24 protein-coding genes are annotated in these 26215 nt (G+C 62.5%); 16 read left to right on the top strand and 8 right to left on the bottom strand.

The window, feature by feature from the left end; all coding sequences use genetic code 11:
* Positions 1–143: 143 nt before the first annotated feature.
* On the bottom strand, positions 144–1442 hold the full coding sequence (locus CCD76_RS06545; protein ID WP_087718725.1) for an NAD(P)/FAD-dependent oxidoreductase: 1299 nt from the start codon (positions 1440–1442) through the stop codon (positions 144–146).
* 349 nt (positions 1443–1791) lie between these two features.
* On the opposite strand from CCD76_RS06545, the gene CCD76_RS06550 reads away from it, so the two are divergent.
* The 3 genes from CCD76_RS06550 (at position 1792) to CCD76_RS06560 (ending at position 4945) form a co-directional block, all read left to right on the top strand.
* Positions 1792–2457 carry a phosphoglycolate phosphatase gene (locus CCD76_RS06550; RefSeq protein WP_087718726.1) on the top strand — a complete coding sequence of 222 codons (666 nt, stop codon included), beginning with the start codon at positions 1792–1794 and terminating at the stop codon, positions 2455–2457.
* A 225-nt stretch (positions 2458–2682) separates the two neighbouring features.
* A complete protein-coding gene (trpE, locus tag CCD76_RS06555; RefSeq protein ID WP_087718873.1) occupies positions 2683–4179 on the top strand; it encodes an anthranilate synthase component I in 1497 nt (498 codons plus the stop codon).
* Positions 4180–4318: 139 nt separating this feature from the next.
* Positions 4319–4945, top strand: a complete 627-nt coding sequence (locus CCD76_RS06560) for a VTT domain-containing protein (RefSeq protein WP_179208868.1) — start codon at positions 4319–4321, stop codon at positions 4943–4945.
* 65 nt (positions 4946–5010) lie between these two features.
* Here the strand turns inward: CCD76_RS06560 and argF are convergent, their stop codons facing one another.
* Complete coding sequence (argF, locus tag CCD76_RS06565) at positions 5011–5928, bottom strand: ornithine carbamoyltransferase (RefSeq protein WP_087718728.1); 918 nt, start codon at positions 5926–5928, stop codon at positions 5011–5013.
* A 411-nt stretch (positions 5929–6339) separates the two neighbouring features.
* Here argF and grxD point away from each other — a divergent pair, with 411 nt between their 5' ends.
* Positions 6340–6684 carry a Grx4 family monothiol glutaredoxin gene (gene grxD / locus CCD76_RS06570; protein ID WP_087718729.1) on the top strand — a complete coding sequence of 115 codons (345 nt, stop codon included), beginning with the start codon at positions 6340–6342 and terminating at the stop codon, positions 6682–6684.
* 63 nt (positions 6685–6747) lie between these two features.
* Here grxD and rnt read toward each other — a convergent pair whose 3' ends face one another.
* The gene (rnt, locus tag CCD76_RS06575) at positions 6748–7413 is read right to left on the bottom strand and encodes a ribonuclease T (RefSeq protein ID WP_087718730.1); all 666 of its coding nucleotides are present in this window, start codon (positions 7411–7413) and stop codon (positions 6748–6750) included.
* Between the two features lie 292 nt (positions 7414–7705).
* Here rnt and CCD76_RS06580 point away from each other — a divergent pair, with 292 nt between their 5' ends.
* From CCD76_RS06580 to CCD76_RS06595, 4 genes are all read left to right on the top strand, one after another.
* A complete protein-coding gene (locus tag CCD76_RS06580) occupies positions 7706–8926 on the top strand; it encodes an argininosuccinate synthase (protein WP_087718731.1) in 1221 nt (406 codons plus the stop codon).
* A gap of 63 nt (positions 8927–8989) precedes the next feature.
* The gene (locus CCD76_RS06585; protein WP_087718732.1) at positions 8990–9295 is read left to right on the top strand and encodes an HlyU family transcriptional regulator; all 306 of its coding nucleotides are present in this window, start codon (positions 8990–8992) and stop codon (positions 9293–9295) included.
* 148 nt (positions 9296–9443) lie between these two features.
* The gene (locus tag CCD76_RS06590; protein ID WP_087718733.1) at positions 9444–10106 is read left to right on the top strand and encodes a glutathione S-transferase family protein; all 663 of its coding nucleotides are present in this window, start codon (positions 9444–9446) and stop codon (positions 10104–10106) included.
* Positions 10107–10219: 113 nt separating this feature from the next.
* Positions 10220–10744: a DUF1161 domain-containing protein gene (locus CCD76_RS06595; protein ID WP_087718734.1), complete on the top strand. Its 525-nt coding sequence runs from the start codon at positions 10220–10222 to the stop codon at positions 10742–10744.
* A gap of 62 nt (positions 10745–10806) precedes the next feature.
* Here CCD76_RS06595 and nth read toward each other — a convergent pair whose 3' ends face one another.
* The 4 genes from nth to metG form a co-directional block, all read right to left on the bottom strand.
* Entirely contained in the window at positions 10807–11445 is a 639-nt protein-coding gene (nth, locus tag CCD76_RS06600) for an endonuclease III (RefSeq protein ID WP_087718735.1), read from the bottom strand.
* Positions 11442–12449: an RnfABCDGE type electron transport complex subunit B gene (locus CCD76_RS06605; protein WP_087718736.1), complete on the bottom strand. Its 1008-nt coding sequence runs from the start codon at positions 12447–12449 to the stop codon at positions 11442–11444. The genes nth and CCD76_RS06605 overlap by 4 nt, the downstream gene beginning before the upstream one ends.
* Before the next feature lie 54 nt (positions 12450–12503).
* The gene (locus CCD76_RS06610) at positions 12504–14108 is read right to left on the bottom strand and encodes a GGDEF domain-containing protein (RefSeq protein WP_087718737.1); all 1605 of its coding nucleotides are present in this window, start codon (positions 14106–14108) and stop codon (positions 12504–12506) included.
* Positions 14109–14350: 242 nt separating this feature from the next.
* On the bottom strand, positions 14351–16414 hold the full coding sequence (metG, locus tag CCD76_RS06615; protein ID WP_087718738.1) for a methionine--tRNA ligase: 2064 nt from the start codon (positions 16412–16414) through the stop codon (positions 14351–14353).
* 220 nt (positions 16415–16634) lie between these two features.
* On the opposite strand from metG, the gene CCD76_RS06620 reads away from it, so the two are divergent.
* Positions 16635–17564 (top strand): AEC family transporter, encoded by a 930-nt coding sequence (locus tag CCD76_RS06620; RefSeq protein ID WP_087718739.1) that lies wholly within the window; start codon positions 16635–16637, stop codon positions 17562–17564.
* Positions 17565–17577: 13 nt separating this feature from the next.
* Positions 17578–19989, top strand: a complete 2412-nt coding sequence (locus tag CCD76_RS06625; protein WP_256961163.1) for a DNA polymerase II — start codon at positions 17578–17580, stop codon at positions 19987–19989.
* Between the two features lie 31 nt (positions 19990–20020).
* Here CCD76_RS06625 and thiI read toward each other — a convergent pair whose 3' ends face one another.
* Positions 20021–21538, bottom strand: a complete 1518-nt coding sequence (thiI, locus tag CCD76_RS06630; protein ID WP_087718740.1) for a tRNA uracil 4-sulfurtransferase ThiI — start codon at positions 21536–21538, stop codon at positions 20021–20023.
* Between the two features lie 179 nt (positions 21539–21717).
* On the opposite strand from thiI, the gene CCD76_RS06635 reads away from it, so the two are divergent.
* From CCD76_RS06635 to dcd, 6 genes are all read left to right on the top strand, one after another.
* The gene (locus CCD76_RS06635) at positions 21718–21987 is read left to right on the top strand and encodes a hypothetical protein (protein WP_071230435.1); all 270 of its coding nucleotides are present in this window, start codon (positions 21718–21720) and stop codon (positions 21985–21987) included.
* 244 nt (positions 21988–22231) lie between these two features.
* Positions 22232–22960: a glutathione S-transferase gene (locus CCD76_RS06640; protein WP_087718741.1), complete on the top strand. Its 729-nt coding sequence runs from the start codon at positions 22232–22234 to the stop codon at positions 22958–22960.
* A 61-nt stretch (positions 22961–23021) separates the two neighbouring features.
* A complete protein-coding gene (gene luxS, locus CCD76_RS06645) occupies positions 23022–23537 on the top strand; it encodes an S-ribosylhomocysteine lyase (RefSeq protein ID WP_087718742.1) in 516 nt (171 codons plus the stop codon).
* A gap of 223 nt (positions 23538–23760) precedes the next feature.
* A complete protein-coding gene (locus tag CCD76_RS06650) occupies positions 23761–24222 on the top strand; it encodes a tellurite resistance TerB family protein (RefSeq protein ID WP_087718743.1) in 462 nt (153 codons plus the stop codon).
* 183 nt (positions 24223–24405) lie between these two features.
* A complete protein-coding gene (gene apbC, locus CCD76_RS06655; RefSeq protein WP_247643205.1) occupies positions 24406–25206 on the top strand; it encodes an iron-sulfur cluster carrier protein ApbC in 801 nt (266 codons plus the stop codon).
* Positions 25207–25459: 253 nt separating this feature from the next.
* On the top strand, positions 25460–26026 hold the full coding sequence (gene dcd / locus CCD76_RS06660) for a dCTP deaminase (RefSeq protein WP_087718745.1): 567 nt from the start codon (positions 25460–25462) through the stop codon (positions 26024–26026).
* Positions 26027–26215 lie beyond the last annotated feature (189 nt).

Here is a 26215-nt window from a genome sequence, read left to right on the forward strand (position 1 = left end):
CTCCGCTGACGTTTCGAGTTCGCTGGCTATCGCAGTTGATGGCACTTCACGCTTGCTTGATGGAACTTCGCGTTCACGGCGTTCACGGCGTTCACGGCGTTCACGGCGTTCACGGCGTTCACGGCGTTCAGTGCGACTGGTGTTCAGTGCAACTTCATCTTCGGCCGCAGGTAGCGGTTGAGGCCGTCGACGACGACAGTCATGCCGGTCTTGAAGATGCCGTGAATGGCCATCTGATGCATACGGTAGAGGGAAGCGTAGAACAGCTTGGCCAGCCTGCCCTCGATGAACAGGCTTCGCGCCGACGCGCCGCGCATGAGGCTGCCGACCGCCTCGAAGTGCGCCAGCGAGATCAGCGAGCCTCGATCATGATAGACGAAGGGCTTCAGCGGTTTGCCATCCATGGCTGCACGCAGGTTATGGTAGCAATGGGTCGCCTGCTGATGCGCGGCCTGGGCGCGAGGAGGAACGCGCTTGTCGTCGGGCTGAGGGCAGGAGGCGCAGTCGCCGAACGCGAAGATGCGCTCGTCGTCCAGGCTCTGCAGTGTCTGGTTGACCTTGATCTGATGATTGCGCTCGGTGGCGAGCCCCAGTTCCGACAGGAATTCGGGCGCCCGGATGCCCGCTGCCCAGACGCTCAGGTCCGTCTCCAGCGGTTCGCCGTCGGCGGTGATGAAGCCGTTGGCGTTGGCTTCTGTCACGCGCGTATCGACATGGATCTTGACGCCGAGCCGTTCGAGCTCGCCGTGCACGGCGCGGCTGATGCGCTCGGGCAGGGCGGGCAGAATGCGCGGCGCGGCCTCGATCAGGTGCACCTCGAGCTTGCCGCTGTCCATGGCCGTGAAGCCGTAGCTGTGCAGCATGCGTGACGCGCCGAAGAGTTCGGCGGCCAGTTCGACGCCGGTGGCGCCCGCCCCGACCAGGCCGACGGTCAGCTTGGGATGCGTCCGGCGCTCCGGGTCACTGTAGCGCAGGAAGGTATTGAGCATGTTGCGCCGGAAGCTCTCCGCCTGCTGCGGGCTGTCGATGAAGTGGCAGTGCCTGGCGACGCCGGGCGTGCCGAAGTCGTTGGAGACGCTGCCGACGGAAAGCACCAGATAGTCGTACTCGATCTGGCGTGCGGGCAGTACGACCGCATCGTCCTGATCGTGGATCGGCTCGAGGGTAATGGTCCGGTTGTCGCGGTCGATAGCGCTGAGGGTGCCGCGCTGAAAGCGATAGCCGTGGCTCTTCGAGTGCCCCTGATAGGAGACCTCATCGAGCCCGGAGTCGAGGGTGCCGGTGGCGATCTCGTGCAGCAGCGGTTTCCAGATGTGGGTCGGGTTGCGATCCACGAGGATGATGTCGGCACGCTGACGCTTGCCGAGCTTGCGACCCAGTCGGGTTGCCAGCTCGAGTCCGCCCGCGCCGCCACCGACCACGACGATGCGTGGTGTGGTCATGGGAAGCTCCAATGTGAGAATCAGAAGGGGAATGGCGAGAAAGAAACGAGAAAAATCGGGGGTGTCGAAGCGAGTCACGGTAAGGCAAGGCGGGGGCCTGAACGATCGCCAGGCCAGTGACCGACATGAGCGACATGAAACAGACGCAGCGATAGCCGAGCGGTGAGGATATCGGGCTGTGGAACTGCGCATTCACGGAAGTCGGTACCCGTCGATTCGACGAAAGATGGAGTCAAGGATACGCCGATCACCGGCGCTTGGCATCCGCGGGTTGCGTAAACTTACCGGCTTTTGGGTAAGCTAAAGATCGTAATCCCGACGCTCCGGCGCTACAGACAAGGACGCATTCATGCACGCTCTGCTTCAGGACATTCGCCTGGTGGCCTTCGATCTCGATGGCACATTGATCGACTCCGTCCCCGACCTCGCGGCAGCGGTGGACGCCATGCTCATCGAGCTGGGCATGGTGGCGGTGGGCGAAGCGAAGGTTCGCGACTGGGTCGGGAACGGTTCCCGCAAGCTGGTCGAGCGGGCGCTGGAGAGCGTCCTCGAGCGAATGCCCGAAGCGGCGCTGCTGGAAGCGGCTCACGAAAACTTCCTGCGTCATTACCATGCCGCACCCTGCGAGCGGACCCGCGTGTATCCCGGCGTCCGGGAGGCGCTCGACGCGCTGGAAAGCCGCTCGATCATTCTGACACTGATCACCAACAAGCCGGCGGCGTTCATCGATCCGATTCTCGAAGCGCTGGAACTGCGCCACTATTTCCGCGCGACGCTGGGCGGCGATTCGCTGTCGGAGAAGAAGCCTCATCCGGCGCCGCTGCTGCATCTGGCCGCGCGTTACGACATCGATCCCTCGCGGTGCCTGATGGTGGGGGATTCGCGGCATGACGTGGAAGCCGGAAAGCGCGCCGGCTTCCGCACGCTGGCCGTTCCCTACGGCTACAATCACGGCGAGCCGGTGGTCTCGAGCGAACCGGATGGCGTGGTTGAATCGCTGAGGGAACTCGTTTAGGGTTTCCGGGACGGCGCCAGGGCGGTTATGGCGCCGGTTTCAGCTCTCCCTGTTTTCCCGTTACCCCTTTCGACCGAGCTTTGACATGCAACCGGATACCCAACGCCTTTTCAGCCCCTGCGTCTCGATACGCCCGGTCAAGCGATGGCGATGGTGATTATCAGTCGTTATCTACGCAGCCGCCCTCACGATTGCTGATTTTCACTGCTGGAGCCCGGTCCCATGATGACCCCCGATCGCTTTGCCGAGCTGGCGCAAGCCGGCTACAACCGTATTCCGGTCACCCGCGAGGTGCTGGCCGATCTCGATACGCCGCTCTCCACCTATCTCAAGCTCGCTGACGCCCCCTGGACCTTTCTGCTCGAGTCGGTACAGGGCGGAGAGAAGTGGGGTCGCTACTCGATCATCGGCCTGCCAAGCCGGGAACGCATCGAAGTGCGCGGCTTCACCGTGCGCCATATCGTCGATGGCGAGCAGCAGGGCGCCAGCGAAGTCGAGGACCCGCTGGCGTGGATCGAGCGGTTCCAGTCTCGATTCAAGGTGCCGGATCTCGACGACCAGCCGCGCTTCGATGGCGGTCTCGTAGGCTACTTCGGCTACGACACCATTCGCTATATCGAGCCCAAGCTGCGCACCGCGCTGGCCGCCGAGAAACCCGATCCCATCGGCGTGCCGGACATCCTGCTGATGGTGTGCGACGATCTGGTCGTCTTCGACAACCTCTCCGGCCGTCTGCAGCTGTGGACCCACGCCGATCCGGAAACGCCTCACGCCTACGATAATGCCGTCGAGCGGCTCGAGACGCTGGAACTGAAACTGCGCAGCGCGACTTTCAATACGCTGAGTCCGGGAACCGGGCGGGCGGATGTCGCCGAAGACGATTTTCATGCCAGTTTCAGTGAGCAGGGCTACAAGGACGCGGTCGCCAAGATCAAGGAGTACGTGCTGTCGGGGGATGTCATGCAGTGCGTGCCTTCCCAGCGCATGTCGATCCCGTATCAGGCGCCGCCGCTGGATCTCTATCGTGCGCTGCGCAGTCTCAACCCGTCGCCCTACATGTTCTTCCTCAATCTCGAGGATCATCACGTGATCGGCTCCTCCCCGGAGATTCTGACGCGGCTGGAGGGTGGCGAGGTGACCGTGCGGCCGATCGCCGGCACGCGGCCGCGTGGTGCGACGCCGGAGCAGGACAAGGCGCTGGAGGAGGAGCTGCTGGCCGATCCCAAGGAGATCGCCGAGCATCTGATGCTGATCGACCTGGGGCGCAACGACATCGGCCGGATCAGCCAGGTCGGTACCGTCGAACTCACCGACAAAATGGCGATCGAGCGCTACTCCCATGTCATGCACATCGTCTCCAACGTGACCGGCAAGCTGCGCGAGGGAATGTCGGCGATGGACGTACTGCGCGCCACCTTCCCGGCGGGGACGCTCTCCGGCGCGCCCAAGATCCGGGCGATGGAGATCATCGACGAACTCGAACCGGTCAAGCGCGGCGTCTATTCCGGTGCCGTCGGGTATCTCTCCTGGCACGGCAACATGGACATGGCGATCGCGATTCGTACCGCCGTGCTGAAGGATGGCGAGCTCCACGTGCAGGCCGGTGGCGGTATCGTCGCCGACTCCAACCCCGACGACGAATGGCACGAGACGCTCAACAAGCGCCGCGCGCTGTTCCGCGCCGTCGCCATGGCCGAGAAAGGGCTCGATAACCTGGAATAGGCATCGGTTCGGCCGGGCTGTCATCGCCCGGTCACGATGATCGGTTTAGATCGGGGGCATGCGACACGCTGCCCCCGATCGATTTCATGCCGACTCTATCCTACTGCCGAGGCGCGCTCGCCTGCGGCGGCGGTGGATCGTGTTCCTCACCCTGGGGTTGCTCGTTGCAGGTTTCGTTGGCTGGGGCGGTGTTCCGCGGGAAGCGCTCGAGACGCTGCATCCACTGGCGCTGTTGATCGCCATGGCGGGCTTGCCGGCGCTGGGAATTCCGATGACGCCTTTCTACATTCTTGCCGGGTTGCGTTTCGGCGTGCCGGGCGGGCTGATGTTCTCGGCGGCGGCAACGCTGCTCAACCTGCTGCTCTGCTACGCGATCGCCAGGGGCCAGCTGCGGCCGGTTCTCCGCGCCTCCATCGAGCGGCGTTTTCCGGCGCTGGCAGGGCTGAACGATGCGCGCCAGGATGCCTGGCGCGTCACGTTCCTGATCAAGCTCGTTCCCGGTGTCCCGATGTTTCTCAAGCACTATGCGCTGGGAATTGCCGGCGTCCCGCTGTCGATCTACCTGAGCGTTGCCTTGTTGACCACCGGCCCTTACGGCGTAGCCTTCGTGGTGCTGGGGCAATCCGCGCTGACCGGGGATATCGGTCAGGCGCTGATCGCGGCCGGGCTACTGGCGCTCATCGTGACGGCGGTGAACATCGGGCTAGGTCGCCGGGCACGGCGCCAGTCGCGCAGGGAGCCGAGTCTCGAGGCGGGGTTCGAGTAAAGTGGAAAGAAGAAGGCCGCGAACCTGTCTCGGATCGCGGCCCATTGCGCTTCGCCCGGCAACCGTCAGTCGACCTGACCCAGCAGCAGAAATTCGATCAGTGCCTTCTGTGCGTGGAGCCGGTTGCCGGCTTCCTGCCAGACCACGGCGCGGGGATCGTCGAGCAGCGTCGTGCTGATCTCCTCGCCACGATGCGCCGGCAGGCAATGCAGGAAGATCGCCTCGTCCGAGGCCTGATCCAGCAGCGCTTCGGTGACCTGGAAGCCGGCGAAATCCCGCTCCCGCTTGGCCTGTTCTTCCTCCTGCCCCATCGAAGCCCAGACGTCCGTGGTCACCAGATCGGCACCGCGAACCGCCTCGGCCGGGTCGCGTACGATGACGGCGTGCTCGCCAGCGGCGTCGAGAATGTCCTGACGCGGCTCGTAACCCGCGGGGCAGCAGATGCGCAGCTGGAAATCGAACTGGCGCGCGGCGTTGATCCACGAATGGCACATGTTGTTGCCGTCACCCACCCACACGGCGGTCTTGCCCTTGACCGGCCCGCGGCACTCGGTCCAGGTCATCACGTCGGCCAGCAGCTGGCAGGGGTGGTAGTCGTCGGTGAGGGCGTTGATCACCGGTACCGAGCTGGCAGCGGCGAACTCCTCGAGGCCGGCGTGGGAGAAGGTCCGGATCATTACTGCATCGACCATTTCCGACAGCACCCGGGCCGTGTCGCCGATCGGCTCGCCGCGCCCGAGCTGGGTATCTCGCGATGACAGAAACAGCGCATGGCCGCCGAACTGTGCCATCGCGGTCTCGAACGATACACGTGTTCGCGTCGAAGACTTCTCGAAGATCATCGCCAGCGTGCGATTGCTGAACGGCGTATAGGTCGGGCCGTTCGTCTTCAGACGGTTCTTGATCGTGATACCGCGCTGGATCAGGTAGTCGAGCTCGTCGGCGGAGAGATCCAGCAGGGTCAGAAAATGGCGTGCGCTCATGAGCGAGTTCCTGTCGTGGCTTGACGTTGAGACGTGGGCTTCAAGGCATGCGGCAATATCCAGGCGCGCCGCACGGCGAAATCGAGATCGTCGGCCGCAATCGCAGGCTATCCACGCGGTCGACTCGGAAAACAACGAAAAAAGCGCCGCGTCCCAAACGCCTGCGAAGGCGTCTGGCGAGACGGCGCCGTGATCGGCCCGTTATGCGTTTGCTACCGTCGTGGCCGATCCGTGCGAAAGCCAATCATCCTAACCAGCCCCCGCGGGCGGCGCAACGGCATGAGAGCAGCTTCACAAGGCAACGGGGGTGTTTTCAGCCGGTGTCATCAGTAGAATGGAGGCACGGTCATTCACACTCGCGTACACGCGAAGAGTCGACATCGGTCTTCTCTTCCCGCTATAGGACGTCTCATGAGCGATACCATCGAAGCGATCAAGCAGCAGATCAGTGACAATGCCATTCTGCTCTACATGAAAGGATCGCCCCAGTTGCCGCAGTGCGGTTTCTCGGCGCAAGCGGTTCAGGCGCTGATGGCCTGCGGCGAGAAGTTTGCATTCGTCAATATTCTGGATAACCCGGATATTCGCGCCGAGCTGCCGAAGTACGCCAGCTGGCCGACCTTCCCCCAGCTATGGATCGAAGGCGAGCTGGTCGGCGGCTGCGATATCATCGTCGAGATGTATCAGAATGGTGAGCTGGAGCCCATGGTCAAGGCGGCTGCAGCCAAGGCGGCCGAGACTTCCAGCGACAGCTGAGCCGGATTGCAGCATCGTCAATGAAACGCCCCGTCATAGACGGGGCGTTTTTCGTTCCGGCGTTCAGAGGTCGTCGAGTCCCTGCTCCTTCATGGCGAGGTTCCAGCCACCGAGATCCTTGAAGCGGTTGATAATGGCGCAGAAGAGCTCGGCCGTGCGCTCGGTGTCGTAGCTCGCCGAGTGCGCCGAGGAGTTGTCGAAGTCGATCCCGGCGGCCTGGCAGGCCCGCGCCAGCACGGTCTGCCCATACGCCAGTGCCGAGAGCGTGGCGGTGTCGAAACTGGAAAACGGGTGGAAGGGGTTGCGCTTGATGTTGCAGCGATTGATGGCGGCGTTGAGAAAGCCCTGGTCGAAGGAGGCATTGTGACCGACCAGGATCGCGCGCGTGCAGTCATGGGACTTGATGGTCTTGCGAATCGGCTTGAAGATGCCGTCCAGGGCTTCGCGCTCGCTCACCGCAATCTGCTTGCGGAAGGCGCTGGATGGGTCGATGCCGGTAAAGTCCAGGGCCGACTGTTCGATGTTGGCGCCTTCGAAGGGCTCGACATGGAAGGCAATCGTATCGAGCGGCAGCAGGTTGCCCTGTTCGTCCATCGTCAACGGCACGGCGGCGATTTCCAGCAAAGCGTCCGTGGCTGAATTGAATCCGCCGGTCTCGATATCTATCACCACCGGGAGATACCCGCGAAAACGCTGCGCCATCAGCTCCTTCGTGCTGGCGTCCGACATGCAATGACTCCCGTTTCCTTGATGTAAGGATGATGAACTCGTGATGATTGGCGCCGGCTCGACAGGAGCGGATACACGCGGCGACCCGTGTCGTGATCGGATACCGCTCCGGGGCTGGCGACCGCGTAGAGTCTAGCAGTTTCGGTCATTGGCGTCCCGCCGCTTGGTGTTACCCGCCGGCCCGGGGCGTTATAATCCACTTTATGTTTGGTCATAGACTGTGCCCGGTCGAAGACCGCCGTATGCCAACGAAACCTTGTCCATCAAGGCAATTTTGCTAAGGAGCTGTCGCATGTCCGATGTCAAAAAGGTCGTCCTCGCCTATTCCGGCGGCCTTGACACTTCCGTGATCGTGAAGTGGCTGCAGGAAACCTATGCTTGCGAAGTGGTTACCTTCACCGCCGATATCGGCCAGGGCGAAGAGGTCGAACCGGCGCGAGCCAAGGCGCAGGCACTCGGGGTCAAGGAGATCTACATCGAGGACCTGCGAGAAGAGTTCGTGCGTGACTACGTCTATCCGATGTTTCGCGCCAACACGATCTACGAGGGCGAGTATCTGCTCGGTACTTCCATCGCCCGGCCGTTGATCGCCAAGCGCCTGATCGAGATCGCCAACGAAACCGGCGCCGATGCCATTTCCCACGGTGCCACCGGCAAGGGCAACGATCAGGTTCGCTTCGAACTGGGCGCCTACGCGCTGAAGCCGGGCGTCAAGGTCATCGCCCCGTGGCGGGAGTGGGATCTCAACTCCCGCGAGAAGCTGATGGCCTACTGCGAGGAGAACGATATCCCGGTCGACTTCTCCAAGAGCAAGAAGAAGTCGCCGTACTCGATGGATGCCAACCTGCTGCACATCTCCTATGAGGGCGGCATTCTCGAGGATCCGTGGGCCGAAGCCGAAGAGGACATGTGGCGCTGGAGCGTTTCTCCGGAGGCCGCGCCGGACGAGCCGACCTATATCGAGCTCACCTACGAGAAGGGCGATATCGTCGCGATCGATGGCGAATCCCTGAAGCCTCACGAAGTGCTGGCCAAGCTCAACAAGCTGGGCGGCGACAACGGCATCGGCCGTCTCGATATCGTCGAGAACCGCTACGTCGGCATGAAGTCGCGCGGCTGTTACGAGACACCGGGAGGCACCATCATGCTGCGCGCCCATCGGGCGATCGAGTCGATCACGCTGGACCGCGAAGCGGCACACCTGAAAGACGAGCTGATGCCGAAGTACGCCAAGACGATCTACAACGGCTACTGGTGGAGTCCGGAGCGTCGCATGCTGCAGGCCGCGATCGACGAGACGCAGACGTTCGTCAACGGTGTCGTGCGCATGAAGCTCTACAAGGGCAGCGCCGTGGTCGTGGGTCGTCAATCCGAGCAGTCGCTGTTCGACGAGTCGATCGCCACGTTCGAAGACGACGCCGGCGCCTACGACCAGAAAGATGCCGAAGGCTTCATCAAGCTCAACGCACTGCGCCTGCGCATTGCGGCGGGCAAGGGCCGCTCCGCCAACTGAGCATCAGCGGCCGCAGCTCTTGGAGAGTCACCCTCTATCAGAGCGCGGCCGCGGGAGGAACGCATGCTGAAGAAGTTGTTTTCCGGATTGCTGGGCGGCGGCGATGCCAAGCCCGCTGCGCCGCAGAAAGAGCGGGAACCGGTTGAGTACAAAGGGTTCCTGATCGTTCCCGATCCCCAGGACGCCGGGGGTCAGCATCGGGTCAGCGGCTGGATTCGCAAGCCCGTCGAAGGCGGGGAAACACGGGAGCGTCGCTTCGAGCGTTCCGATGTGGTGCCCGGCGAAGACGCCTGCGTCGAACTGACGATCGCCAAGAGTCAGCGTTACATCGATGATGTCGGCGACGAGATGTTCGACCAGCAGCATTGAGAGCGATCGAAACGTTCTCGACGACGGCGCCATCACGGCGCCGTTTTTGCGAATGGCGATGTCAACGATAACTTCCTATGGTTAGTGGACCCCGGATTGAAAAGCGGGGGATTGGAAGTGTTCGAATCGTCGGCAAGGAAGCCAGTCCATGATCACCGTGCATCATCTCGAAAACTCCCGCTCGCAGCGAATTCTCTGGCTGCTCGAAGAACTGGGAATCGAGTATGAAATTCGAACGTATCGCCGGGATCCCGAAACCCTGTTGGCGCCCGATGCGCTGAAGAAGGTCCATCCGTTGGGCAAGTCGCCGGTGATCACCGACGATGCCCATACGGTGGCGGAATCCGGCGCGATCATCGAATATCTCGTCGCTCGCTACAATGGCGAAGCCCTGGTCCCGGATGCGGGGACGCTAGAGCATCTGCGCTATATCCATTGGCTTCACTATGCCGAAGGCTCGGCGATGCCGCTGCTAGTGATGAGACTGGTGTTCTCGAGACTCGGGAAGTCGCCGATGCCCGCTATCCTTCGTCCGGTCGGCAAGTTGCTGGCTAATGGGGTTCATCGAAAATTTCTCGATCCGCAGCTTCGCCTGCATCTCGATTACTGGGAAAGTGAACTGCGGCAGACTGCCTGGTTCGCGGGGGACGACTTCAGCGCGGCGGACATTCAGATGAGCTTTCCGCTGCTGGCCGCGGAAAGCCGTGCCGATTTGTCGCATTATCCCAACATCCGGAAAGTGCTACAGAATATGCGCGATCGCCCGGCCTATCGGCGCGCGATCGAGAAGGGGGGGGAGTTCCGGTTGTGAGGTGTCTCGGTAGCGGATTATCGAGGCGGGTCACGCGTGGCTTGGTATCGCTCGCGCGAGAATTGGCAAGGCGGCTCGCCATTTCTCGCGACGCAATGGGTTGAGGAGTTTCTATGCGGGTCTGTCGCTGGAAAATGGCTATAGTGGCGGGTTTGGGTAGTGTCGGTCTGGCGTCGTCTCTCGCCTGGGCGCAGGCCCAGCCGGGGGATTCCCCGTTCGATGAGCAGCCGGAGACTCGCCTGGCCTGCGAGCGTCTGAAGGGGCAGATCGATCAGACGATCCGGGATAATGGCGCGCGGCATTTTCTGCTCGAGATCGTCGATAATGCCCAGGTGGAAAACGATATCGTCAGGGAAGGCGAACGCTTTGCCGGTGCCGAAGTCGTGGGAAGCTGTGACGGTGGCACACGTAAAGTCGTCTACAGTCGCGACGGCGCGACGGAAATGCGTGTCGAGACACCGCAAGAGAAAACAGCGACATCCAGCCATGTCGATGCATCAAACAGCACTGACGGGGGCGACGGTAGCCATTTACCGGAAACCGCGCCCGCCGCGCCGGAATCCAGCGGTGAAGATGCGGTGCCGACGCGGAAGCGGGCGGATGAAGAGACCGCGCAGGAGCCCGAATCCAGCCCCTGATTGCCTGCTGCTGACTTCCTGCTTCCTGAGTGCCCGATCGTTATCGTCTGATCTGACCCCTGTCAGGCGATATCGATCTTGTCGGGGTATTCACAGAGATCCTCTATCACGCAGCTCCCGCAGCGTGGCTTGCGTGCCAGGCAAGTATAGCGCCCGTGCAGAATCAGCCAGTGATGGGCGTCCTTCAGATAGTCGCGAGGCACGAAACGCATCAGTTTCTGCTCGACTTCCAGCACGTTCTTGCCCTTGGCGATCCGCGTCCGGTTGGCGACGCGAAAGATATGCGTATCGACCGCCATGGTCAGCTCGCCGAACGCCGTGTTCAGAATGACGTTGGCAGTCTTGCGGCCGACGCCGGGGAGCGCCTCCAGCCCTTCCCGTGTGCGTGGAATGTCCCCGTCGTACTGATCGACCAGGATATGGCAGGTCTTCATCAGGTTCTCGGCCTTGGTGTTGTAGAGGCCGATGGTCTTGATGTGATCTTTCAGACCGTCGATGCCGAGATCGATGATCGCCTGCGGGGTATTCGCCACCGGAAACAACTTCGCCGTCGCCTTGTTGACGCCCACATCCGTCGCCTGCGCCGACAGCAATACCGCTGCCAGCAGTTCGAAGGGCGTCGACCAGTTCAGTTCGGTGGTCGGATTCGGGTTGTTGGCCTTGAGGCGGGCAAAAATCTGTTCTCGCTTGGTGGCGTTCATGACGTCGTTCCGTGATCGTCGCCAGCGCTGTCGGCAGGCGAATTGGCCGAGGATTGGTTGGCAAGGAAAAGAAGCCGCTCCGACTCGCGAATCTTGTCCTGCGCCTGCGCGATGCCTGCCTGATCGCCCCGGCGCCGGAAATGCGCGAGTTCCTGACGCGCCTTGCGCATCGCCTGCTCTGCCGCTGCCACCGCAATATGCCGATGAGCGGGAGTGGCGCTTTCGCGAGGCGATGACGCCGAGTCGAGCTGGCGATCGATGGCAGCGAGCTGGTCGTCGAATCCGGCCAGACGCTCGAGGAGGGCGGGGCGCTGGGCTTCGTCGGCCTTGTCCAGCTGCCGCTGCAGGCGCTTCCGGCGAGCCGTGAGCGTCGCCCTCTGCGCTTTCAGTGCCGTGACGTCGACCGCGGCGGGCTGCGGTTGCGCTTCGGTCGGGGCTTCGGCCGGTGCGCGCGCCGCGGCGGCACGGCGTTCCCGCTTGCGGCGCTTCTCTTCGGCCTTGACTGCCAGCCGGCGCTTGCGCGCCTCGAAGCGTTGACGGCCGTTCTCGGCACGCCAGTCGAGATAGCGCTGCTGCTCGAGCTCGCTTTCGGCCCGAGCCCACTGCGGGTGTTCGACGAGATCGATACAGTCGACCGGGCAGGGTGCAACGCAGAGCTCGCAGCCGGTACATTCGGATTCGATCACCGTGTGCATCTGTTTGGCGGCACCGAGTATGGCGTCGACGGGGCAGGCCTGGATGCACTTGGTGCAGCCGATGCATTCGGCTTCGCGGATGACGGCCAGTAGCGGCGTCTGCGCGGGCTCGATCAGTTCGAGGGGCGGTTGGCCGGTCAGCTTCGCCAGCCGGTCGCGGGTGACCTCGCCGCCGGGCGGGCAACGGTTGATCGCCTCGCCCTCGACGATCGCTTCTGCGTAGGGGCGGCAGCCATCATGGCCACACTTGCCGCACTGGGTCTGCGGCAATTCGGCATCGATGCGTTCGGCGGTAATCGTGGTGGCCATGTTGTTTCCGAAACGTCGGGACAAGCGGTGGCTCCCGGTTCAAAGAGGCCGGCATTATAAACGCTCCTCCGCATGGCTTCGAGAAGCCTTTCCGAGATCGCATTCGATCCGGTTGCGGCCTCGCTGTTTGGCGCGGTAGAGCGCGGCATCGCATCGTGCCAACAGCGTCGGCGGAGAAAGCTCGTCGATGGCGCAGATCGCCACGCCCACGCTGACCGTGACAATACCCAGGCGGGACTTGTCGTTCGGCAATTTCATCTGCGCGACCGCGCTGCACAACGCGTCAGCAAGTTGCGCGACGCGGCTGGGCGAGGTGCCCGGCAGAATGACAGCGAACTCTTCGCCGCCGATGCGGGCGAGAAGCGACCGATCGATCGCCAACTGCTGCACGGTTTGCTGGAGACACTTGGCCAGGCGGGTCAGGCAGCGGTCGCCTGCCGGATGACCGTAGAAATCGTTGTAGTTCTTGAAGTAGTCGATATCGAGCAGAATGCCGGCGACCGGCACGGGGGGCTGCGATGCGTCCATCAGGTCATTCAGTCGTTCATCGAACAATCGGCGATTGGCCAGACCCGTCAAATGGTCCGTCTGTGACAGGTTGAGCAGTTGAGACGTCCGGTGTCGCTGATGCTGGATCAGGTGCAGAAACTCACGCGACAGCGCGCCGATTTCATCCTGGCGATGCAGAAGCCGTTCCGGCAGCTCGGCCTGTGTGGCGTCCTGCTTGGCCTGTTGGGTAAAGGTCGCGAGCTGGCGGAGCGGGTGCAGTACCACCAACTCGAGCAGCAACAGCACCAGGACAATCACCGTCAGTAACAGGCCGGCCGTCCACCACTGCGCGTAACGCACGGTAGCCATGCGCTCCAGAAAGGCATCTCGCGGCAAATAGGTACTTAACAGTGTGGGCGCGTCTCGAGGGTTGAGTGATAGCGTTTTCGCGACGTGGATGCGTCCATCCCCGGTTGGGGTGATTTGCAGTTCGGGTGGCACCTCGGCAGGCGGTAGGGGCAGGACATCGACTTCCCGACCCGTCTGCGCCGCCATTCGCGCCTCCCATTGGTCATCGAGAAACTGGATCTGGACGAGCCACCCCTGCATCGGGCCACTCTCGTCCGTGCGGAAAATGGGATGAATGGCCGCGTAATACAGCCGGTCCCCCTGGCGTTCCAGATGCGTGCTGGCGGGCTGATTTGCCGATCCGAGCAGTGGCCTCAGCTTGTCGGCATAAGATTTTGCCCAGGCGCAGTCGTCGCTTTGGCCGGGACAGGAGTCGTATCGATCGCTGGCCGGGTCGATGCCGGCGATCCAGTGAAGATCGGCTTGCCGGTCGAAGAACAGCATGAACTGATAATCGAGATCCTCGAACATGTTGCGGCTGAAGTTAGAGGCTGCGTAATTATCGTCGCTTCCCTGGATAAAGGCATAAGTGTCGTCCCACGTAGCCCAATCCTTGGCACTCAACAGCAAGGTCTGCATTTCGCGTTCGATCGTATGCTCGAGCCTGTCGAGCTCGTTGATCGACTGCTCGCGTTCGTCCCGGATCATGCCGGGGTAGACGATGAGACTGCCGATGAATACGAGTGCCAGCATCGCGGCGACCAGCAGCGCCATGAGGCTGATCAGAAAGCGACCGCGCAGCGAGAAGAAGGCTGATCTCATAATGTAGATGACCTGTTCAGCACGTCGGTTATGGCACTGGCGCCAAGGATGGGAAAGCTAATCTTTCTTAATATCGGCTTCTCCTTGTATTGTCTTGAACAGATAAATAAAAGTCCCTGCGAGTTTTGACTTGCTTCTTCGCCTGAATAAATGCTCTGGCAGTATTTCGGGGATGATTTATCTGTTCAAACAAAAAACGCGCGGCGAGGCCGCGCGTTGGTAAGAGTCTCGATTTCCGTGGGTCAGGTCACGCGCTGGCCCGGCTTGGCGCCGCTGTCGGGAGAGAGCAGATAAATACCGTCGTCGTCACCTGCAGCCAGCACCATGCCTCCCGAAACGCCGAAGCGCATCTTGCGCGGTGCCAGGTTGGCGACCATGACCGTGAGACGACCCTCGAGTGCCTCGGGGGCGTAGGCCTTGCGGATGCCGGAAAAGACGGTGCGCGTCTCGCCGCCGAGATCGAGCGTCAGCTTGAGCAGCTTGTTGGAGCCCTCGACGTACTCGGCCTGGTCGATCCGGGCGATCCGCAGATCGACCTTGATGAAATCGTCGAAGGCGATCTCGTCGCTGATGGGATCATCGGCCAGCGGCGTTTTTTGCTGGTCGTCGGCGGAGGGCGCCTTGCCGGTCAGTTTCTTCTCTTCCTCGAGCACTTCCTTCGAGGCCTCGATCATCGACTCGATCCGGTCGCTCTCGACACGGGTCATCAGCGGCTTGAACTTGCCGATGACATGGCCTTCCAGTACGTGCTGGCGGCTCTCCCAGTCGAGGCTGTCGACCTGCAGGAAGACACGCGCCTGCTCGGCCATGGCCGGCACCACCGGCTGCAGATAGACCATCAGGGTGCGGAACAGGTTGATGCCCACCGAGCAGATATCGATCACTTCCTGCTCGCGACCACCTTCCTTCGCCAGCACCCACGGCGCCTTGTCGGCGATGTAGGTGTTGGCTTCGTCGGCGAGTTCCATCACCTTGCGCATGGCGCGGCCGAACTCGCGCGCCTCGAAGTCCGCCGCGATATCATCACCGGCGTGGATGAACCTGGCGACCAGCTCCGGCTCGGCACAGGTAGCGGAAAGCTGACCATCGGCGAGCTTCTTGATGAAGCCTGCACAGCGGCTGGCGATGTTGACCACCTTGCCGACCAGGTCCGAATTCACGCGCGCAGCGAAGTCCTCGAGGTTGAGATCGAGGTCGTCGACGCGAGAAGTCAGCTTGGCGGCGAAGTAGTAGCGCAGATACTCGGGGTTGAGATATTCGGCGTAGGTCTGCGCCTTGATGAAGGTGCCGCGGGACTTGGACATCTTGGCGCCGTTGACGGTGACGAAGCCGTGGCAGTTGACGCCGGTCGGCGTGCGCATGTTGGCGCCTTCGAGCATCGCCGGCCAGAACAGGGCGTGGAAGTAGACGATGTCCTTGCCGATGAAGTGGTAGACCTCGGCGGTGGAGTCGGCTTTCCAGTAGCTGTCGAAATCGATCCCTTCGCGGTCGCACAGGTTCTGGAAGCTCGCCAGATAGCCGATCGGCGCGTCCAGCCAGACATAGAAGTACTTGCCCGGCGCGTCGGGAATCTCGAAGCCGAAGTAGGGCGCATCGCGGGAGATGTCCCACTCGTTGAGACCGGCCTCGAACCACTCCTGCAGCTTGTTGGCGATCTGCGGCTGCACGCGGCCCGAGCGTGTCCACTGTTTGAGAAAATCCTCAAAATTGGGCAGCTTGAAGAAGTAGTGGGTCGAAGTCCGCACTTCCGGCGTGGCGCCGCTGATCGCCGAGACCGGGTTGATCAGTTCCGCCGGCGTGTAGGTTCCGCCGCACGCTTCGCAGTTGTCGCCGTACTGATCCTCGCTGCCGCACTTGGGGCAGGTGCCCTTGATGAAGCGGTCGGCCAGGAACAATCCCTTGACCGGATCGTACATCTGCTCGATGTCGCGGGTGCTGATATGGCCGGCATCGCGCAGCGCGGTGTAGATCCGCTCGCTGTGGATTCGGTTCTCTTCCGAATGGGTCGAATGGTAATTGTCGAACGCGACGCCGAAACGGGCGAAATCCGCCTGATGCTCTTCGCTGACCTTGGCAATCAACTGCTCCGACGTAATGCCTTCCTGCTCGGCACGCAGCATGATCGCGGTGCCGTGGGCGTCGTCGGCGCAGACGTAATGACATTCGTGGCCGCGACTTTTCTGGAAGCGCACCCAGATATCGGTCTGGATATACTCCAGCAGGTGACCCAGGTGGATCGAGCCGTTGGCATAAGGCAGAGCGCTGGTGACGAGGATCTGGCGCGAAAGCGAGGCGTTGTTCGACATGGCGACTGGAACATTCCCGTAACGGAACCCGAGGTGGCGCAGTATCGATGGCCCCACGGGATGGATAGGCTGAAAACTTGGTCGACGATTGTAGCATCGCTGGGCTGGATTCGCGCTGATGCGTCTGAACGAGTCATGACCACATCATCGGCCCGGATATCGATTCGAGTGTTACAGTTAGCGGCCAAATCTCTACAGCCTGTCGCTTTAGGAGCCCGGGATGGCCGATGTCGATCTTTCGCAGTCACTGTGGATGCTGCTGTTTTTCGTGGCTCTGGGGTGGGTCGCGTCGCGGCATCTCAAGGTCGATCCGCGGCCGATCGCGACATTGCTCGTCTACATCATCTCCCCGCTGACCTTCTTCAACGGCCTCACCCAGGGGCATCCGACCCCCGACAAACTCGTGTTGACGGGGAGTGTGCTGCTGCTGGCGGCGCTGCTCTGCCTGGTCATCAATGCCCTGGCGGCACGCTTCTTCGGGGACCAGGAGCGGGCGCTGCTTGCCTTCTCGGCGGGCACGGGCAACACCGGCTATTTCGGCTTTCCGATCGCGCTGGTGCTGCTACCGCCGGAGGGCGTGACCCTCTATCTCTTCTGCATGCTGGGAATCTCGCTCTACGAGTTCACGGTCGGCTTCTATGTCAGTGCCCGTGGCCGTTTCTCGGTCAAGGAGAGTCTCGCGAGGCTGGCGAAACTGCCGCTGATCTACGCCTTTCTGGCCGGCATGCTGGTCAGCGCTCTCGGCTGGCATATTCCGGATGTGGCCGTGGACGGGCTCGATTACTTCAAGTACTGCTTCACGGTGCTGGGAATGATGATCATCGGCATGACGCTGGGGCGCGTCACGTGGAGGGCGTTCGATGGCCGTTTCGTGGCCGCCTGCATACTGGTGCGCTTTCTCGTCTGGCCGTTGGCCACGCTGCTGATGGTGGTGCTGCTGCGCGCGAGCGTGGGGATTTCCGACTCGCTGGCATTGGCATTTCTGCTCATCGGTGCGGTGCCCATGGCCGCCAACGTCGTGGTCATCGCCATGGAGCTGGACATTCGGCCGGAGAAGGGCGCCATCGCGGTGCTGATCACCACGCTGGCCGCCCCGGTGCTGATACCGGTCTATCTCGGCGTGGTGCTGCCCTGGGTGCTCTCTTTCTGAGTGGAGGCCATTGGTGACGACGACCGTGCAAGAGGATGTCGTGGAGCAGCAGGGCTTCATTCTGACGCGTCACTGGCGGGATGCACCGGCCGGCACCGAAATATCGCTGTGGCTCGCCACCGATGCCGGGCCGCGGCTGGTGCGTCTGCCTCCGCAGACATCGGTCGCTTTCATTCCCGTCGAGCAGCGCGCGGCGGCCGAACGGGTGTTGCGTCAGGAGCGAAATGTCGAACTGCGCGAGCTGGAACTGAAAGACTCCGATCAGCGCCCGGTTCTCGGTCTCTATTGCCGGTCTCACAGACAGCTGATGAACCTGGAGCGGCGGCTGGGCGAGGCGGGTATCGACGTGTTCGAGGCCGATGTCCGGCCGCCGGAGCGCTACCTGATGGAGCGTTTCATTACCGCGCCGGTCACCGTCAGCGGCCGCGAGGGAATCGATGGCACGATCCTGGACGCACAGCTGAAACCGGCGCCGGACTATCGCCCGGCGCTGAAGCTCTGCTCGCTGGATATCGAGACCAGCGAGCGCGGCGAACTCTATTCGATCGGTCTGCACGGCTGCGGTCAGCGGATCGTCTACATGCTGGGGCCGCCGGCGGGAGAGGGCGGCAAGGCGGATCGCGAGCGCGACTTCGAGCTGGTCTACTGTGACTCTCGCGCCGAGCTGCTGCATGCGCTCAACGCCTGGTTCGCTCGTTTCGACCCGGATGCGATCATCGGCTGGAGCGTGATCCAGTTCGATCTGCGTCAGTTGCAGCGTCACGCCGAGCGCTTGAACGTACCGCTGACGCTGGGCCGAGGCGGCGTGGCGATAGAGTGGCGTGCCCATGGCCGCGGTTCCGACACATCGTCCAGCCACCATTTCGTCACCATTCCCGGGCGACTGGCCATCGATGGCATCGAGGCGCTGCGCTCCGCGACCTGGAGCTTCCCGTCGTTCAGTCTGGAAAACGTGGCGCAGACCCTGCTCGGCGAGGGCAAGGCGATCGATAACCCCTACCAGCGCATGGCGGACATCAACCGCATGTTCGCCGAAGACAAGCCGGCGTTGGCACGCTACAACCTGAAGGATTGCGAGCTGGTCACGCGAATCTTCGACCATACCCGGATCATGGCCTTCCTGCTCGAGCGGGCAAGCGTGACGGGCCTGGCCGCGGATCGCAGCGGCGGCTCGGTGGCGGCCTTCTCCCATCTCTATCTGCCACGCATGCATCGGCTCGGATTCGTCGCCCCGACGCTGGGCAGTCGCGACGGCGAGGATAGCCCCGGCGGCTACGTAATGGATTCCCGCCCCGGGCTCTACGACTCGGTGCTGGTGCTCGATTTCAAGAGCCTGTATCCATCGATCATTCGTTCGTTCCTGATCGACCCGGTGGGCCTGGTCGAGGGGTTGCGTCAGCAGGACGACGCGCACGCCGTGCCGGGTTTTCTGGGAGCGAGGTTCTCTCGCACGGCCCATGCTTTGCCGGCGATCGTCGAGCAGGTCTGGGAGGGGCGCGAAGCCGCCAAGCGGGCAGGCAACGCGCCACTGGCCCAGGCGTTGAAGATCATCATGAACGCCTTCTACGGCGTGCTCGGCTCGCGAGGTTGCCGCTTTTACGATCCCCGCCTGGCTTCGTCGATCACCATGCGCGGTCACGAGATCATGCGCCGCACCCGCGAATTGATCGAAGCCGAGGGTTATACCGTTATCTATGGTGATACCGACTCGACTTTCGTGTGGTTGGGCGGGGCGCACGAGGCCGAGGCAGCGAATGCGATCGGGCAGCGGCTGGTGGCGCTCGTCAATGACTGGTGGCGTCGGCATCTGCGCGAGACGTTCGATCTGGAAAGCGCGCTGGAACTGCAGTTCGAAACGCACTTCGCCCGCTTCCTGATGCCGACCATTCGCGGCGCGGAGGAGGGCAGCAAGAAGCGCTATGCGGGGCTGGTGCGAGGCGAGGACGGCAGCGAGCGGCTGGTATTCAAGGGGCTGGAATCCGTACGGGCCGACTGGTCGCCGCTGGCGCAGCAGTTCCAGCGCGAGCTCTACCGGCGCATCTTCACGGGTGAACCGTACCGTGACTACGTGCGCGGGATCGTCCACCAGACGATGGCCGGCGAACACGACGACGCGCTGATCTACCGCAAGCGTCTGCGGCGCAAGCTCGACGATTATCAGCGCAACGTGCCGCCGCACGTGCGTGCCGCGCGCATGGCCGACGAGCTTAACCGTCAGTTGGGCCGGCCGCAGCAGTACCAGAACGGCGGCTGGATCCGCTACGTGATCACCGTCTCCGGGCCGGAACCACTCGAAGCCCGCCGCTCGGCGATAGACTACCACCACTATGTCAGCCGTCAGCTGGCGCCGGTCGCCGACGGCATACTGCCGTTCGTGGGGGATGACTTCGCCAGCCTCACCGATCAGCAGTTGGGGCTGTTCTGAACGACCCGCTGATCTCTTCTGGCATCTCGCATCAGTCGGGGAGGTCGGGGAGGTCGGGGAGATAGACGCCGATGTTGTCGTAACCCTGATCGGTCAGGTGGGCGGCCTGCATCCGGCTCATGGTGCCCTGGGCACAGTAGAGTAGATAGTGGCAGTCATCCGGCAGTGTCGCGACGCGTTCGCCCAGCTCGAAGTAGGGGATGGCCAGCGGTTGGCCCTCGGGCAGAACCAGCGGATCGAGGTCGCGCTCGTCGGGATGGCGGATGTCGATCACCCTGACCCGGTCACGGCTCTGGTCATGTCTCGGGTCACGGCTGGCCGTGGCCGACGGCGAAGCGGTCGCCACCGCGTCGTCGCTGCCTGTCACGTCTTCGTTCAGCAATTGGTCACTGCGCACGACGCTCGCTCGGGCAATGGCATCGTCCAGTACGCTTTGATCGAATCCGGCCTCGGCGTCGAGTATTCGCTCCGGCTTGGGGCGCGTGTTGGGCTTGCGTGAGATCGTCCCGCACACTTCCGGGAGTCCCTCGGCCAGTTCGGCAGTGCCGATGCGCCGCGCCTGCTCGATGATCGTCTGTTTGTCGCTGGCGATCAGCGGTCGCAGGATCGGTCGCTCGCTGGCAGCGTCGATCAGGCCGAGATTGGTCAGGCTCTGGCTGGAGACCTGGGCCAGCGCATCCCCGGTAACCAACGCCGGTAGACGGTGGCGCTGGGCGATCCGGTTGGCAGCGCGGACCATCATCCGTTTGAGGATCACCCCGGCGAGACCGGCCGGCGCGGTGCGCTGAATGGCGTTCATTACCTCGACGAACGGCACGCTGATGAAATCGACGCGGTGAGAGGCACCGTAACCTCGCCACAAGCGATCCACGACCTGATGTACCACGTGTTCCTGATCCGGTCCGCCGAGATCGAAGTACAGAAAGTGGGTCTTCAATCCTCGCCGCATCATCTGCCAGGCCGCGACCGGCGAGTCGTAGCCGCCCGAGATCAAGGCCAGCGCCTGGCCCTGAGTGCCCATCGGGTATCCGCCCAGGCCGGGTAGTCGTCGCGTGACCAGTGTCAGGCGCGCGTCGTGAAGTTCGAGGCGCACGTCGTGTTCCGGCTGCTTGAGATCGACCCGCGCCGTGGGCACCGCCTCGAGCAGCGCGGCGCCAAGGAAGCGTTCGAGAGTCTCCGAGCGGAAATCATGCTGCCCCCGGCGCTTGACGCTGACGCGAAAGCGGCGATTCGCCAGCGTCTCTCGCCACAGCGGGACGAGTCTGGCAGCGGTATCCTCGAAGGAGGACCAGTCGTGGGTTTCGACGATCTGGATCTCGTGGATGCCGGCCACGCCTCGAAGGCGGGCTTCGAAGGTCTCCCGCGCGGTATCGTCGAGAGAGCGGCGCGGGCGGATTTCCAGTGCGTCCCATTCGTCTCGTACCCGCACGCCCGGGGTAACGGAGGCGAGCGTATTGCGAATGTTGGTACGCAGATATCTCACCATTTCCCGGCGCACCGGGCGGGATTTGACGGTGATTTCCGGAAACAGCTTGACGCGATAGCGCATGATGGGGAGTCGGTCGGCTCGAGGGCGGCGTAGGGTAACAACACTGGCGAGCGCCCGCCAATTGACAGGCCGGATTCGGGGGTGCTATTAAGCCGCTGCCGGCAATCGTGCCGGTGTTCGCGCCGAGACCCGACCACGTCCGTGAGCGGCGTCAGGCGCTCTTCGAGGAATCACTCAAGATGGCATTGCGCCGTATGTTGATGGCGTCCGGATTGGTCGTGGCGATGGCCGGCTGCGCTTCCAATACCTTTGCGCCCAATTACCAGTCGAACAATACCGACATCCTGAGAATCGGCGGCGAGCGGCCGGATGCTGCCGCGCCGGCGATCGAGGATCTCGGCTCGTTCTGCGTGCAGACCACGCAGCAGTGGAACGATCAGGGCAAGACTCCCGACGGCCAGCGGCTGTGGGTGAAAAGCACGCTGCGCCAGGCCGTGGCGTGTCGCTAGATTTTTCGTCGCTGCTCTGTCGCTGACCGGCGAAGCATCGTGGTCCATCCGGCGGGCCCGAACCGAGACAAGGTTCGGGCCCGTTTTTTGTCCTATGCTGAGGAGCGCATTCGATCGTCGGGTCGATCCGACCGCCGCTATCTCGGGGTTGTCTCACGGCGATCCGGCTCCATGTCTTGAACAGGATTTCAGCAGCGCTTTGAAAGGCTGTCAGCCAACAGCGCCTGAACGGGAGGGGAAAAGGATGACCTACGAGCTCTACTATTGGCCCGGGATTCCCGGTCGCGGCGAATTCGTGCGGCTGGCGCTGGAAGACGCCGGCGCGAATTACATTGATGTAGGCAAGCAGTCCGCCGCTGATGGCGGTGGCGCGGGTGCCGTCAGCGAGTTCATCCACGGCGGGGAGCTGGCACAGCCGCATTTCGCACCGCCGGTATTGAAAGCCGGCGACATCGTGGTGTCCCATGTCGCCAATATCCTGCAGTTCCTCGGCCCTCGGCTGGGGTTGGTGCCGGAGGGCGAGGCCAGCCGCCTCTGGGCCAACGGCTTGCAGTTGACGCTGACGGACTTTGTCGCCGAGATTCACGACACTCATCATCCGATCGGCGCGTCGCTCTACTACGAGGACCAGCAGGAGGAAGCCAAGCGACGCAGCGTCGTTTTCGTCCAGGAGCGATTGCCCAAGTTTCTCTACTACTTCGAGCGAGTGCTCTCGGCCAACGCCGGCAACGAGCCCTATCTGGTCGGTACGGCACACAGCTACGTGGATCTGTCGCTATTTCAGGTCGTCACCGGGCTGCGCTACGCCTTTCCCCGCTCGATGGAGCGGCTGGAGCCGGAAGTGCCGGAGGTGACGGCGCTGGCCGACCGCGTGAGTCAACGGCCAAAACTGGCGGCTTATCTGACCTCGGACCGGCGGCTCGATTTCAACGAGAGCGGCATATTCCGCCACTATCCGGAACTGGACACCTGACAGCGCCGGTTAGCGTGCTAAAGTAGGCATCTGACCGGACACGCCAACCAAGGAGGCAAGCATGCCATTACTCGATAGTTTCATGGTCGACCACACCAAGATGAATGCACCGGCGGTGCGTGTCGCCAAGCAGATGAAGACACCAAGCGGCGACAACATCACCGTCTACGATCTGCGCTTCTGCGTTCCCAACGAAGAGATCCTGTCCGAGCGCGGCATTCACACGCTCGAGCACTTGTTCGCCGGCTTCATGCGTCAGCACCTCAACGGCGACGGCGTCGAGATCATCGATATCTCACCGATGGGCTGCCGCACCGGGTTCTACATGAGCCTGATCGGCCATGTCGACGAGCAGACCGTGGGGGCCGCCTGGAAAGCGGCGATGGAAGACGTACTGGCGCTGACGGATCAGAAGTCGATTCCCGAACTCAACATCTATCAGTGCGGAACGGCGGAAATGCACTCGCTCGACGAAGCGCAGCAGATCGCCCGCAACGTCACCACGCGCGGGATCGGCGTCAACTCCAACAGCGAGCTCAAGCTGACCGAAGAGTTTCTTGCCGCTCACGGTGCATGACCATCGGCACCATCGTGATGCCACGCAGCGCGTTCTTTAATGCGCCAGACCCGCAACCTCGGTTGCGGGTTTTTTCGTTCGGCGAGGCACGTCGATCGAAGCCGGTGGGCTTTCGAACCTTTCGGGCTTTCGGTGTCAAAATGTCGGTCAACACGCGCCCGAAGCCGCGCGAAACGCATTGTTTCATCGCCATTTATCGCAGTTCATCGCAGAGGAGTGAGCCATGCTCGATGCCGTTCAACAGTTTTTCCAACGCGTTCTGGCCGTGCCGGAATCCGACGGCCGTGACGCCGTGACACCGCAACTGGCGGTCGCGGCGTTGTTCAGCGAGGTGCTGCGTGCCGATTATGAGGTCGATCCTCAGGAGTTGGCCACGCTGCGCCGGATCTTGATGGCCCGGTTCTCGATGGACGAGGCCGCCGCCGATGAGTTGATCCAGCAGGCTCAGGCGCAGGTCGAACAGGCGGTGGATCATTTCCAGTACGTTTCCCTGCTCAATGAACGCTACAGCTACGATCAGCGTGTCGAGCTGATCGCCGCGATGTGGCGTCTGGCCTACGCCGATCATGAACTTGCCGCCCTCGAGGAGCATCGCATCCGGCGGCTGGCGGACCTGCTCTACGTGACCCATAGCGACTTCATTCGCACCAAGCTGACGGTGCAGAACGAGTTCGAGCGCGATTGACCGATCTGGCCGTCATCCCTGGTATCGATTCGAACCGTGGTGAGCGTTCCCCGTTGGTAACGATGTGCTACCTCATTCGATCGGCTCGGCTGCTATTTCCCAGCACAACGCTAGGGTATAGGGCGCCGGGCTCGTTATACTGGCAGAAAGTCATGCTTTGAACGTTGCAAGGAGTGGTTCGTGATCGAGGGCATCAAACATATCGTGGCGGTCGCCTCTGGCAAGGGCGGCGTCGGCAAGTCCACCGTCACCGCCAATCTGGCGTTGGCGATGGCGGCGGAAGGGTATCGTGTCGGCCTGCTCGACGCCGATATCTATGGCCCGAGCCAGGCGCGGATGCTGGGCTTGCCGGAGAACACCCGCCCCGAGGTGGTGGACGAGAAGAACATGAAGCCGGTGATGGCGCACGGCATCCAGGCGATGTCGATGGCATTCATGGTCGATATCAACCAGCCGATGGTATGGCGTGGCCCGATGGTTTCCGGCGCTTTCCAGCAACTGCTCAACCAGACGCTGTGGGACGATCTCGATTTTCTGTTCATCGACATGCCGCCGGGCACCGGCGATATCCAGTTGACGCTGGCGCAAAAGGTGCCGGTCGACGGTGCGGTGATCGTCACCACGCCGCAGGACATCGCGCTGCTGGACGCGCGCAAGGGCATCGAGATGTTCCGCAAGGTCAACGTGCCGGTGCTGGGCGTGGTGGAGAACATGAGCCTGCACATTTGCTCGAACTGCGGCCATAGCGAGCCGATCTTCGGCGCTGGCGGCGGCGAGCGTATCGCCGAGCAGTACGAGACGCGGTTGCTGGGTCAGCTGCCGTTGCAACTGTCGATCCGCGAGCAGGCCGACGGTGGCAAGCCGAGCGTGGTTGCCGAGCCGGAAGGCGAGGTGGCTGCCACGTTCCGCCAGATGGCGCGTGATGTCGCCAGTGGTGTCGCCGGACAGGATACCGGTGGCCCGACGATCTCGTTCAGCGACTGATCGAATCGCCTTTCGATTTCTCCGGCGGTTTCGGTTCTTACCCAGGCTATTCCCGATCGCGCAGGGCATGACCACTCGCCATGCCCCGCGCGACGTTTGCGGCATGGGGGGGCGTCGTTTCCTTTCCTTTTTTCTTTTCCTTAATGAAATTGGGCCGCTATCATGTCGCCCCGATCAGATCGCTCCCGTTTTCCTCGGCCCAACGAATAGATGACGTCGTGACGACGTCAGTCTCAGTCTCAAGGACGCCTGCATGAGCATTAAATCCGACAAGTGGATTCGCCGTATGGCGGAGCAGGAAGGCATGATCGAGCCGTTCGAGGCCGATCAGGTCCGTCACGTGAACAACCAGCGCGTCATTTCCTATGGGACGTCCAGCTACGGCTACGATGTCCGCTGCGCCGACGAGTTCAAGGTGTTCACCAATATCCACTCGGCGGTGGTCGATCCCAAGGCGTTCGACGAGAAGAGCTTCGTCGACGTCAAGGGCGATGCCTGCGTGATTCCACCCAACTCCTTCGCCCTGGCGCGCACCGTGGAGTATTTCCGCATCCCGCGCAGCGTGCTGACGATCTGCCTGGGCAAGTCGACCTACGCGCGGTGCGGCATCATCGTCAACGTGACGCCGCTGGAGCCGGAGTGGGAAGGTCACGTGACGCTGGAATTTTCCAACACCACCAACCTGCCGGCCCGTATCTACGCCAACGAGGGTGTGGCGCAGATGCTGTTCCTGGAATCCGACGAGGTCTGCGACGTTTCCTACAAGGACCGGGGTGGCAAGTATATGGGGCAGCGTGGGGTCACGTTGCCGCGCACCTGAGAACCCGTCTACGATCTGCTGCGCGTCGGCCAAACATTGTTGAGCCGGAGCGCAGCGGAGATAACAGCCGGAGGCTGGCCCATAGGGCGAGCGAAGCGAGTCAAACACTTTCGGAATGCTCATTTAGCCCCAAGCTCCGCGCCCTAAAGCGTTTTCGCCCCGAATTATCCAAATCGTGGCTCTAGCTCG

Origin of the sequence: Salinicola salarius, assembly GCF_002179555.1 — a bacterium.
Lineage (GTDB): Bacteria > Pseudomonadota > Gammaproteobacteria > Pseudomonadales > Halomonadaceae > Salinicola > Salinicola salarius_A.

What these genes read in the sequence shown, in the direction of transcription:
- grxD (WP_087718729.1), top strand. Translation starts at nt 6,340, where the DNA reads ATGAGCGATACCATCGAAGCGATCAAGCAGCAGATCAGTGACAATGCC.
- CCD76_RS06650 (WP_087718743.1), top strand. Translation starts at nt 23,761, where the DNA reads ATGCTCGATGCCGTTCAACAGTTTTTCCAACGCGTTCTGGCCGTGCCG.
- rnt (WP_087718730.1), bottom strand. Translation starts at nt 7,413, where the DNA reads ATGTCGGACGCCAGCACGAAGGAGCTGATGGCGCAGCGTTTTCGCGGG.
- CCD76_RS06595 (WP_087718734.1), top strand. Translation starts at nt 10,220, where the DNA reads ATGCGGGTCTGTCGCTGGAAAATGGCTATAGTGGCGGGTTTGGGTAGT.
- CCD76_RS06605 (WP_087718736.1), bottom strand. Translation starts at nt 12,449, where the DNA reads ATGGCCACCACGATTACCGCCGAACGCATCGATGCCGAATTGCCGCAG.
- trpE (WP_087718873.1), top strand. Translation starts at nt 2,683, where the DNA reads ATGACCCCCGATCGCTTTGCCGAGCTGGCGCAAGCCGGCTACAACCGT.
- CCD76_RS06550 (WP_087718726.1), top strand. Translation starts at nt 1,792, where the DNA reads ATGCACGCTCTGCTTCAGGACATTCGCCTGGTGGCCTTCGATCTCGAT.
- dcd (WP_087718745.1), top strand. Translation starts at nt 25,460, where the DNA reads ATGAGCATTAAATCCGACAAGTGGATTCGCCGTATGGCGGAGCAGGAA.
- CCD76_RS06590 (WP_087718733.1), top strand. Translation starts at nt 9,444, where the DNA reads ATGATCACCGTGCATCATCTCGAAAACTCCCGCTCGCAGCGAATTCTC.
- luxS (WP_087718742.1), top strand. Translation starts at nt 23,022, where the DNA reads ATGCCATTACTCGATAGTTTCATGGTCGACCACACCAAGATGAATGCA.
- CCD76_RS06620 (WP_087718739.1), top strand. Translation starts at nt 16,635, where the DNA reads ATGGCCGATGTCGATCTTTCGCAGTCACTGTGGATGCTGCTGTTTTTC.
- CCD76_RS06640 (WP_087718741.1), top strand. Translation starts at nt 22,232, where the DNA reads ATGACCTACGAGCTCTACTATTGGCCCGGGATTCCCGGTCGCGGCGAA.
- CCD76_RS06585 (WP_087718732.1), top strand. Translation starts at nt 8,990, where the DNA reads ATGCTGAAGAAGTTGTTTTCCGGATTGCTGGGCGGCGGCGATGCCAAG.
- thiI (WP_087718740.1), bottom strand. Translation starts at nt 21,538, where the DNA reads ATGCGCTATCGCGTCAAGCTGTTTCCGGAAATCACCGTCAAATCCCGC.
- CCD76_RS06580 (WP_087718731.1), top strand. Translation starts at nt 7,706, where the DNA reads ATGTCCGATGTCAAAAAGGTCGTCCTCGCCTATTCCGGCGGCCTTGAC.
- CCD76_RS06610 (WP_087718737.1), bottom strand. Translation starts at nt 14,108, where the DNA reads ATGAGATCAGCCTTCTTCTCGCTGCGCGGTCGCTTTCTGATCAGCCTC.
- CCD76_RS06545 (WP_087718725.1), bottom strand. Translation starts at nt 1,442, where the DNA reads ATGACCACACCACGCATCGTCGTGGTCGGTGGCGGCGCGGGCGGACTC.
- argF (WP_087718728.1), bottom strand. Translation starts at nt 5,928, where the DNA reads ATGAGCGCACGCCATTTTCTGACCCTGCTGGATCTCTCCGCCGACGAG.
- CCD76_RS06635 (WP_071230435.1), top strand. Translation starts at nt 21,718, where the DNA reads ATGGCATTGCGCCGTATGTTGATGGCGTCCGGATTGGTCGTGGCGATG.
- metG (WP_087718738.1), bottom strand. Translation starts at nt 16,414, where the DNA reads ATGTCGAACAACGCCTCGCTTTCGCGCCAGATCCTCGTCACCAGCGCT.
- nth (WP_087718735.1), bottom strand. Translation starts at nt 11,445, where the DNA reads ATGAACGCCACCAAGCGAGAACAGATTTTTGCCCGCCTCAAGGCCAAC.